Raw genomic sequence first — 9,916 nt, 5'->3', positions numbered from 1 at the left:
CCAGGGCGTTGACGATGGATTTCTCATCCACCATGTCACCCAGGCCCAGCTCGCCACCATGGGGTTTGGAAAGCCGGATTACCTGCTCCGTGGCCGCGCGGGTGAGCGCATCCCGCAGGGGTGTACCGGGATTGACGAACGCGGCTCCGGGCAGATGCAGGCCCATCACTTCCACCAACAGCTGGTTACTGTTAGCGGTGCCATAGAAAGTGCAGGTGCCCGGGCTGTGGTAGGACTTGCTCTCGGCTTCCAGAAGTTCGTCCTTGCCCACCTTCCCTTCGGCGTACAACTGACGAATCCGTTGCTTTTCCTTGTTGGGCAGGCCCGAAGGCATGGGTCCGGCCGGCACCAGAATGGTGGGCAGGTATCCGAAACTCAGGGAGCCGATCAGCAAACCCGGGACAATCTTGTCACAGATGCCCAGCAACAAGGTGGCATCGAACATGTTGTGGCTGAGCGCCACCGCGGTGCTCATGGCAATGGTATCCCGGGAAAAGAGACTGAGCTCCATCCCGGGCTGCCCCTGGGTCACACCATCGCACATGGCCGGTGTACCACCGGCAAACTGAGCCACCGACCCCATGCCGTGGGCAGCCTCGCGAATGATATCCGGGAACTTTTCATAGGGCTGGTGGGCCGAAAGCATATCGTTGTAGGCAGACACCATGGCCACATTGGCCTTGTTCATGAACTTGAGGGTGTCCTTGTCGGCCTGGCTGCAGGCGGCGAAGCCGTGGGCGAGGTTACCGCAGGAAAGGGAGCTTCGATGCGGTGACTGTGCCTTCAGGGCATTCATCCGGTCCAGGTAGTCCTGACGCGTGGCACGGCTGCGCTCGATGATTCGCTGGGTGACCTTGTCGATGGTGGGATGCATGGCGAACTCCATTGCTTCGCTTATAAAGCTGTCATTAATGAATGTAATTTTACCTACTTTGCTTGATCATTCCACCCGCAAACGTTCATTTATTATTTTTTTGTTGTTATATTTACTACATCTCAAGGGGAAACCGAACAAAAATCAGACAACAAAGGAGTCACGACATGACTATCCGCATCGCAATCAACGGTTTCGGCCGCATTGGCCGCAACGTCCTCCGCGCACTTTATGAAAACAACTACCGGAATCAACTTCAGGTAGTGGCCATCAACGACCTCGGCGACGCGGAAACCAACGCCCACCTCCTTAAATATGACAGCGTACACGGCCGTTTTGACGGCGTCGTCAGCCACGATGCCGAATCCCTGACCGTAAACGGTGACCGGATTGCCATAACCGCTATCCGCAATCCGGAAGAACTGCCCTGGAAAGACTTCCATGTGGACGTGGTGTTTGAATGTACCGGTCTGTTCACCAAACGGGACAAGGCCGCCGCCCACCTGAGCGCCGGCGCCCGCAAAGTCATTATCTCCGCCCCCTCTCCTGACGCCGATGCCACGGTGGTTTATGGAGTGAACCACAACACTCTGCAAGCAGGCCATGATGTGATTTCCAACGCCTCCTGCACCACCAACTGCCTGGCACCGGTCGCAGAGGCCCTGCACAAGGCCGTCGGTATCGAGAGCGGCCTGATGACCACAATCCACTCCTACACCAACGACCAGAAACTCAGCGACGTCTACCACAGCGACCTGTACCGGGCCCGTTCCGCCACCCAGTCCATGATCCCCACCAAAACCGGCGCCGCGGCAGCAATTGGCAAGGTAATTCCGGAACTCGATGGTAAACTGGACGGACTGGCGGTCCGCGTTCCCACCATCAATGTATCACTGGTGGATTTCGGCTTCATTGCCAGCCGGGACACGTCGGTTGAAGAGATCAACGAAGCAGTGCGCCTGGCAGCGGAAAGCAACCCGATCCTGGGCTTCAATACCGAAAAACTGGTCAGCATTGATTTCAACCATAACGCGCTGTCGAGCGTGTTTGACGCAAATCATACCCGGGTGCTTGGCCGTCATGTAAAAGTCATGGCCTGGTATGACAATGAGTGGGGTTTCTCCAACCGGATGCTCGACAACGCCATCGCACTCATCAAAGCCAGTCAGTAACCGAACCAAAGGACAGATACCATGCTCAGGCGTACCAAGATTGTCGCCACCCTAGGCCCTGCCACGGACACCCCGGAAGCCCTGGCCTCCATCATCAGGGCCGGCGTTGACGTGACCCGGCTCAATTTCTCCCATGGCAGCGCCGATGAGCATATCGCCCGAGCCCGCCAGGTTCGCGAGGCCGCTGCCTCACAGGGGCGCTTCGTCGCCCTGCTGGCGGACCTCCAGGGACCAAAGCTGCGCATCGCCCGCTTTGCCGAAAACAAGGTGTTCCTGGAAGCCGGCCAGACCTTCGTGCTCGATGCCGCCATGGACAAGGAGGCTGGCACCTCCGAGCGGGTCGGCATTGATTACGAGCAGCTGATCTCGGACGTCACCCCGGGAGATATCCTGGTGCTGGACGACGGCCGCATTGAAATGGAAGTGGAGTCGGTGGGCGACCACAGCATTACCTCAACTGTGCTGATCGGCGGCCCCCTGTCTAACAACAAGGGTCTGAACAAGCGTGGTGGCGGCCTGTCCGCCGACGCCCTGACCGAGAAGGACAAGCAGGACATCGTGACTGCCGCCAAACTGGGTGCGGATTACGTGGCCGTTTCCTTCGTGCGCACCGCCGAAGACATGCACACCGCCCGCAGGCTGCTGAGCGAGGCCGGATCCGATGCCGGCCTGGTCGCCAAGATCGAGCGTGCGGAACTGGCCCACGACGAGGCGGCACTGGATGCTGTAATCGAGGCCTCCGATGCAGTCATGGTGGCCCGCGGCGATCTGGCGGTGGAAATCGGCGATGCCGAACTGGTAGGTGTTCAGAAACACATCATCAACCGGGCACGGACCCTGGACCGGGTGGTCATTACCGCTACCCAGATGATGGAGTCCATGATCACCAGCCCAATGCCGACCCGCGCCGAGGTATCGGACGTGGCCAACGCTGTCATGGATTACACCGATGCGGTCATGCTCTCCGCCGAAACCGCGGTGGGCGACTACCCGACCGAGGCCGTCGAGGCCATGGTGCGAATCTGCCTGGGGGCCGAAAAACACCCCTCCATGCACCAGTCCATGCACCGCATCCACGAGAGCATGGAACATGTCGACGAGGCGATCGCCCTGTCCGCCATGTACGCCGCCAACCACCTGAACGGCGTGACGGCAATCATCTGCATGACCGAAACCGGGGCCACTCCGAGACTGATGTCCCGCATCAAGTCGAGCCTGCCGATTTTTGCCTTCTCCCGCCACCACACGACACAGCACCGGGTGGTCCTGTTCCGGGGCGTCCAGACCGTGCCGTTCGATTCCGCCAGGATTCCGAACGAGCAGACCAACGCCCTGGCCGTGGCCCAGCTGGTCGAGCGCGGCGTGGTCAATGACGGGGATCTGGTGGTGATTACCAAGGGTGATTATGTCAATGCCCAGGGTGGCACCAACACCATGAAGATCGTGCGGGTCGGATCAGATATACGCTGATCACCGGCAAATACGAAAAAGCCCACCTGACACGGTGGGCTTTTTTTGTGGAACGGGTTCCGGCTCAGAGGCCGGCCAGGCTCTGCCTGGCAATGTCGGTCACCTTACTCCAGTTCTTTTCAGCGATGGCATCAGCCGGTGTCAGCCAGGAGCCGCCAACCGCCTTCACATTTTCCAGGGCCAGATAATCTTTTGCCGTGGTGCGATTGATTCCACCGGTCGGGCAGAAAGTCACATCCGGGAAGGGGCCAGCGAACGCCTTCAATGCCGGCCGGCCGCCGGCCACCTCGGCCGGGAAAAACTTGAATTCCCGGTAGCCGAACGCGTAGCCCATCATCAGCTCGGAGACAGTCGCAATCCCTGGCAGAAGTGCTGCCTCGGAGGTGACGCCGAACTCGAGGATCGCTTCGGTCACACCCGGCGTGATCACGAACTGGGCGCCCGCCGATTCCACCTGACGGTACTGGGCAATGCTGGTGACCGTGCCGGCCCCCACCCAGGCATCCGGGATGGCCTTGCGCACCTGCTCGATGGCGCGCACCCCGTGTTCGGTGCGCAGGGTAATTTCCAGCACGCGAATGCCGCCGTCCACCAGCGCCTGGCACAGGGGAACGGCGTCATCAGGGTCCTTGATGGCAATTACAGGCACCAGGGGGCAAGCATTGAGAACGGCCTGAACCCTGTCCCGGTGATAGTCGGATAGTTGATTCATCGGTTATCTCCAGAATTCTTTCAAGACGGGTTGTCAGAGCCGTCAGGGGCTCCAGAAGATTTGCAGCCCGGGCTTCAGAAAGCCGCGAATCGGCATGTTCATCACCTCATCCGGCTTTGATACTGCCTTTTCCAGCGTCTCCAGCTTGTCCGCACCCTTGAGGTGCAAGGCGGTGAACCGGGCCTCCGCCAGCACCGGGTAGGTCAGCGTGATCCGGCGCTGGACCTGGGAGGGCGGCGTCATGGCGGCCACAATCTCGGGATTGGAAGTGTCCATGGCCCGCGGTAGTTCCGGCGCGTCCGGAAACAGGGAGGCAGTATGGCCATCATTTCCCATTCCCAGGATCAACACGTCAATCGGCAGGGCCAGATCCCTGAGCTCGCGCTTGACCGCCTCAAGCCCCTCCTCGGGCGTTTCCCCCGGCTGTTTCAGGGACAGAAACCGAGCCCTGGCGGCATGATTCTGAAGCAGGTGCTCCTTGACCAGGGTGGTGTTGCTCGCCGGATCCCCCTCCGGAACCCAGCGCTCATCGGCCAGGAGAACATCCACCCGGCTCCAGCCCAGGGGCTTCTCCGACAAGGACCGAAAAAAAGGCAGGGGGGTGGATCCGCCGGACACCACCAGGCTCGCCCGCGACGACTCTGCCAGGCGCTGCTCCAGAAACCGGCTCACCGAGTCCGCCAGCGCCAGGGCGACTTCCTCCGGCGTTTCACCAAAGCAGGACCGGACGCCTTCTGGCAGTTCGATCTCAGGCATCTTCATACCAGCTCCTCCCGTCCCTGGTGATCATGGCAATGGAGGCGACTGGCCCCCAGGTACCGGCGGCGTAGCGCTTGGGCGGCTCGCCACTGTCTTTCCAGTTACGGATGACCTGGTCCACCCAGCGCCAGGCATACTCCACTTCGTCCCGACGGACAAACAGGTACTGATTGCCCTTCATGACCTCCCAGAGCAGTCGCTCATAGGCATCGGGAATCCGGTCGGTTTCGAAGGTTTCGGAGAATGTCAGCTCCAGCGGGCCCTGGCGCAGGCGCATGCCTTTGTCCAGGCCCTGGTCCTTGGTAAGAATCTTCAGGGACATCCCCTCATCGGGTTGCAGCCGGATGATGAGCTTGTTGTTGGCCAGGTGCTTCTGATCCGGATCGAAAATGTAGTGCGGCGCCGGCTTGAAGTGGATGATGATCTGGGAGAGCTTCTCCGGCAGCCGTTTGCCCGTGCGGATATAGAAAGGCACCCCGGACCAGCGCCAGTTCTCGATCTCGGCCTTGAGCGCCACAAAGGTTTCGGTGTCACTGCCCTTGTTGGCCCCCTCTTCTTCCAGGTAACCCGGCACCGGCCTGCCATCACTGGTGCCGGCGGTGTACTGACCGCGAACCACGTAGCTGTCCATGATATCCGGCGTGATCTGTTTGAGTGCCTTGAGTACCTTGACCTTTTCATCGCGGATGCTGTCCGCAGACAGGTCCGCTGGAGGATCCATGGCAATCAGGCACAACAGCTGGAGCAGGTGATTCTGGACCATGTCCCGGATCTGGCCGGCCTGGTCGAAATACCCCCAGCGCCCCTCGATACCGACACTCTCGGCGACGGTGATTTCCACGTGGGAGATGTGGTTCTGGTCCCACTGGGAAGCAAACAGGTTGTTGGCAAAACGCAGGGCAATCAGGTTCTGAACTGTTTCCTTGCCCAGGTAATGGTCAATCCGGAACAGCTGGTTCTCGTTGTAGACCGCGCCGAGCTCGTCGTTGATGACTTTCGACGACTCCAGATCATGCCCAATCGGCTTTTCGACCACCACTCGGGTTTTTTCGTTGCAGCAGCTGGCCGCTTTCAGATTGCGGGCAATGACCCCGTACATAGAGGGAGGCGTCGCCATGTAGACAATAAGTTCGTTGGCCGGAGCATCCCGCCAGCCTTTCAGGGCTTCGTAGCCGCCGGGATCATTGAAATCCAGCAGCTGGTAATCCACCCGCTCCAGGAAACGGTTGGCAATGTCAGCATCGAACTCCGCTTCCTTTACATGGTGCTTCAGCTTGTCGCACAGCTGTTTGCGCACGGATGGCGTATCCGCCTCGGTACGGGCAATCGCCAGCACCCGGCTTCCCTCCGCCAGCAATCCGGCCCGCTCGAGCTGATATAGTGCCGGGAACAGCTTCCGCTGGGCGAGATCCCCCAGGGCGCCGAACAGCATAAGGTCACAACGGGTATTGATATTATTGACCATTGGTTCCTTCTCTCCGGTATCGGACAGCAGTCACAGCTTTACCAACCGAGACCACTGATGTAGTAATTTTAAACAAATAATGACAGCTGAAAATCGTTTTTCCAAGGAAAATTTGGCTAAAATGATATTTTTACTACCCCAATCCCGGACGAAAAGCGGTATAATCACCACGATTTTCTTATAACCATTGCACCAGATGCAGGGAGTATCCACACCATGGCCGCGAACCAGTCGCACCGTGACGACAATCTGCTTGAAGATATACAGGCCCGGCTGGACAGCCTGAATAAATCCGAGCGCAAGGTGGCCGAGGCCATCCTCCGGGATCCCAGCGCTGCCACCCGCTACAGCATCGCGGCCCTGGCCCGCGCCGCAGACGTGAGTGAGCCCACGGTGAACCGTTTCTGCCGCGGCTTCTCCGCCACCGGCTTCCCGGACTTCAAGATCCGCCTGGCCCAGAGCATTGCCACCGGTACGCCCTACGTGGGCCAGAACGTGGAGCCGGACGACACCGTCGCCGAGTTCGCCGACAAGATCATGCTCAGCACCATTGCCAGCCTGGACAAGGCACGCCAGTCCCTGGACCCCAAGGCCCTGGCGACCGCCATCGACTACCTGATCCAGGCCAAACAGATCAACTTTTTCGGCATGGGTGGCTCCGCCTCCGTGGCCCTGGATGCCCAGCACAAGTTCTTCCGGTTCAATATTCCCGTCATGTCCTACGACGACGCCCTGATGCAACGCATGGTGGCCGCCGGCTCCCAGGTGGGCGATGTGATCGTACTGATCTCCTACACCGGCCGGACCAAAGAGACCGTCGAGATCGCCAAAGTCGCCCGTGAGAACGGTGCCACCGTGATCGGCATCACAAACCCGGAATCTCCCCTCGCCGACTGCTGCACCGTGGTCCTGGGGGTCACCGCACCGGAAGATACCGAGGTGTACATGCCCATGTCGTCGCGGATCATCCACCTGACGGTGATCGACATTCTGGCTACCGGCGTCACACTCAAACGGGGCGCGGATTTCCTCGGCCATCTCAAGAAGATCAAGGAAAGCCTCAAGGCGACCCGCTTCCCCCAGAACTGAAGGTCCAGCCCACCTCTTTCAAGTTAGCAGACACCTCCCGGCGCTACAGGACCAAGAACTCCAAACGCCGGGCACAAAAAAGGGGAGCTCAACCGGCTCCCCTTTTTTTGTGCCCGAGAGTGGTACCGTTGTTACGGACGCTCGACTTCCGCCTGGTCCCGCAGGTACTGCTGATAAGCAGTGTACTCGCGCTGGCCTTCCAATGATGCCAGGAACTGACGGATCTGCTCGAACTCCTGGCCGTCACGGTCCGCCTCGCCAGCGTTGACCGCCTCCAGAGCCACCACAACTGCCTGCTCGGCGTTCACGGTACTGCCATAGCTTGCAGCCCCTTCACCCGGACGTGGCAGGGAGAAGGCTGTCTGCATGACCGCCGGCGCAATGCCCCCGGCATTGCGGCCCTGGGCCTCGTAGGATTGCCACTGGCCGTCGTCAGTGCCTTCTATGGACTCACCTTGCTCGAGGCTGGCAATGATCGCATCGGCGCGCTCGGTCAGCGCCTCACGGGTCTCCTGCGCCACCAGGCGTTCACGGATCTGATCACGAACCTTGGCCAGTGGCAGCTGCTGGGCCTCGCGGTGCGCGCGAACACGGGCCACCACAGACAGGTTGTCGCCGACATCAATCAGCTCGGTGTTGTAGCCGCCGTTCAGGACATCGTCCGAGAACAGCTGGCGTACCAGACCGGCATGATCAAACGGTGCCTGCCCGCCATCGCGGGTTACACCGCTGATCTCGCGAACTTCCAGACCCAGTTCTTCGGCAGGACCGGCGAGGTCATCGGCCGCATAGGCAGAATCGGCCAGCTGCGAACGCACCTCGGCAAACCGCTCTTCCGCCTTGTTCCGGGCCAGCTCGCTGCGCAGCTGTTCTTCCAGTTCAGCCAGGGGCGGTACCTCGGAACGTCGAACATCGTCAAGCCTGATCAGGTGAACGCCAAAACTGGTTTCCACCGGCCCGGAGACCTCCCCCTCTTCAAGGGCGAACAGGGCCTCTTCGAAGGCCTCGTCATAGACTCCACGACCAGCATAGCCGAGATCACCACCTTCCTGTGCGGAGACGGTATCAATGGAGTATTCCTCGGCCAGTGTCGCGAAGGACTCACCCGCGGCCAGGCGCTCCTGAATGGTGGCCATGGTCTCGCCGGAATTCTCTCCATCCTCGATCAGGATATGGGAAGCACGACGCTCCTCTCGCGCCAGGTCACCGGCCCGCTCCTCGTAATAGGCCTGAAGCTCCTCATCAGTGACTTCGATACTGTCAGCAAGGGATCCGAGAGAAAGTGCAATGTAGGCGGCATCAATCTGTTCCGGCTGCTGGAAGGAGCCGGCATTCTCCTCGTAGAAAGCCTCGATCTCCGCGTCGGTAATTTCTACCTGGTCAGCAACGTCGCTGGCAGGAATCGTCAGCACCCGGAAGTCACGGGTCTGGTTCTGGATCTGCAGTAGCTGGGCAGCATTTTCCTGGCTGGACATGCCACTTTGTACGATACCCGCACGAATCTGGTTAACCACATATTGTTTGCGCATGGCTTCGCGGAATTCGCCCACACCCATGCCCATGTTGCGCACCGTTGCCACAAACCGGTCCCGGTTGAACTTGCCGTCCACCTGAAACTGCGGCATCTGGGTGATCAGGGCGTCTATATCAGCGTCAGAAAGCGCGAGGCCCTGGTTGGCAGCATCTTGGGTCAGAACCGATTCCTGGATCAGGGATTCCAGGACATCTTTGCGGATCTGATCCTCATTCAGCAGGGACGGATCCGGAGTTTCCATCTGTGACAGGCGACGCTGGCTTTCAAGCTGCACCAGGCGTAGAAACTCGCGCTCGGTAATATCTTCGCCGTTGACCGTCGCTACCTCCGGCTCACCGGAGAAACCGCCAATGATGGCGTCCATTCCCCAAATGGAGAGGGATACAATCAGCAGCCCGATGATGATCTTGGCAATGGTGCCCTGGGCATTTTCCCGAATATCTTGAAGCATGTTACTCCCGAATCCCCGTCGAGGTCGTGCAGTATTGTTACAACGTAAAAAGGCGCACCCTGTCCGGAATGCGCCTTCAATTCTTCTGGGCGGCTGGCACGAGGCTGGCCGCCGGAGAAAGAACCGTTACTTGACGGCGTCTTTCAGGGCCTTGCCTGCCTTGAAACCAGGCACTTTGGAGGCCGGAATCTTGATCTCGGCACCAGTCTGCGGGTTACGACCGGTACGAGCAGCACGCTCTTTGACAGAGAAAGTGCCAAAGCCGATCAGGGTAACCTGATCACCTTTTTTGAGGGCACCGGTGATGGAGTTGGTCATTGCGTCCAGAGCACGGCCAGCGGCGGCTTTGGAGATATCTGCGGACTCTGCAATTGCATCGATAAGTTCGGA

The 9,916-nt window shown here is 59.6% G+C and carries 9 protein-coding genes; 3 read left to right on the top strand and 6 right to left on the bottom strand.

The features are described from left to right. The coding region (locus ACESMW_RS17480) for a dihydroxy-acid dehydratase (protein WP_372988264.1) at positions 1-874 on the bottom strand (874 nt) is incomplete at its 3' end. Positions 875-1,041: 167 nt separating this feature from the next. Between ACESMW_RS17480 and gap the strand changes: the two genes are divergently transcribed. Together gap and pyk are read left to right on the top strand one after the other, a co-directional pair. Continuing rightward, positions 1,042-2,046, top strand: a complete 1,005-nt coding sequence (gap, locus tag ACESMW_RS17475) for a type I glyceraldehyde-3-phosphate dehydrogenase (RefSeq protein ID WP_372988263.1) — start codon at positions 1,042-1,044, stop codon at positions 2,044-2,046. 21 nt (positions 2,047-2,067) lie between these two features. Continuing rightward, positions 2,068-3,516, top strand: coding sequence for a pyruvate kinase (gene pyk / locus ACESMW_RS17470; RefSeq protein WP_372988262.1), 1,449 nt, complete (start codon positions 2,068-2,070; stop codon positions 3,514-3,516). Between the two features lie 64 nt (positions 3,517-3,580). On the opposite strand, the gene ACESMW_RS17465 is transcribed toward pyk, so the two are convergent. Genes ACESMW_RS17465 through zwf form a run of 3 tightly spaced genes read right to left on the bottom strand, consistent with a single transcriptional unit; the run spans position 3,581 to position 6,452 of the window. Then, positions 3,581-4,228: a bifunctional 4-hydroxy-2-oxoglutarate aldolase/2-dehydro-3-deoxy-phosphogluconate aldolase gene (locus ACESMW_RS17465; protein WP_372988261.1), complete on the bottom strand. Its 648-nt coding sequence runs from the start codon at positions 4,226-4,228 to the stop codon at positions 3,581-3,583. A gap of 42 nt (positions 4,229-4,270) precedes the next feature. Beyond that, positions 4,271-4,984, bottom strand: coding sequence for a 6-phosphogluconolactonase (pgl, locus tag ACESMW_RS17460; RefSeq protein WP_372988265.1), 714 nt, complete (start codon positions 4,982-4,984; stop codon positions 4,271-4,273). Further along, a complete protein-coding gene (gene zwf, locus ACESMW_RS17455; protein ID WP_372988260.1) occupies positions 4,977-6,452 on the bottom strand; it encodes a glucose-6-phosphate dehydrogenase in 1,476 nt (491 codons plus the stop codon). The genes pgl and zwf overlap by 8 nt, the downstream gene beginning before the upstream one ends. A gap of 216 nt (positions 6,453-6,668) precedes the next feature. Here zwf and ACESMW_RS17450 point away from each other — a divergent pair, with 216 nt between their 5' ends. Continuing rightward, a complete protein-coding gene (locus tag ACESMW_RS17450) occupies positions 6,669-7,541 on the top strand; it encodes a MurR/RpiR family transcriptional regulator (protein ID WP_372988259.1) in 873 nt (290 codons plus the stop codon). A gap of 131 nt (positions 7,542-7,672) precedes the next feature. Here ACESMW_RS17450 and ACESMW_RS17445 read toward each other — a convergent pair whose 3' ends face one another. Beyond that, complete coding sequence (locus ACESMW_RS17445; protein ID WP_372988258.1) at positions 7,673-9,526, bottom strand: SurA N-terminal domain-containing protein; 1,854 nt, start codon at positions 9,524-9,526, stop codon at positions 7,673-7,675. A 126-nt stretch (positions 9,527-9,652) separates the two neighbouring features. Next, positions 9,653-9,916, bottom strand: a 264-nt coding sequence (locus ACESMW_RS17440) for an HU family DNA-binding protein (protein ID WP_372988257.1), incomplete at its 5' end; no start/stop codon positions are given.

It is taken from the genome of Marinobacter sp., from assembly GCF_041690455.1.
GTDB lineage: Bacteria > Pseudomonadota > Gammaproteobacteria > Pseudomonadales > Oleiphilaceae > Marinobacter.
This window is presented reverse-complemented; position numbering and strand designations above follow the sequence as displayed.

Coding starts and splice junctions, on each gene's coding strand:
- ACESMW_RS17450 (WP_372988259.1), top strand. CDS start 6,669: ATGGCCGCGAACCAGTCGCACCGTGACGACAATCTGCTTGAAGATATA.
- zwf (WP_372988260.1), bottom strand. CDS start 6,452: ATGGTCAATAATATCAATACCCGTTGTGACCTTATGCTGTTCGGCGCC.
- pgl (WP_372988265.1), bottom strand. CDS start 4,984: ATGCCTGAGATCGAACTGCCAGAAGGCGTCCGGTCCTGCTTTGGTGAA.
- ACESMW_RS17465 (WP_372988261.1), bottom strand. CDS start 4,228: ATGAATCAACTATCCGACTATCACCGGGACAGGGTTCAGGCCGTTCTC.
- ACESMW_RS17445 (WP_372988258.1), bottom strand. CDS start 9,526: ATGCTTCAAGATATTCGGGAAAATGCCCAGGGCACCATTGCCAAGATC.
- gap (WP_372988263.1), top strand. CDS start 1,042: ATGACTATCCGCATCGCAATCAACGGTTTCGGCCGCATTGGCCGCAAC.
- pyk (WP_372988262.1), top strand. CDS start 2,068: ATGCTCAGGCGTACCAAGATTGTCGCCACCCTAGGCCCTGCCACGGAC.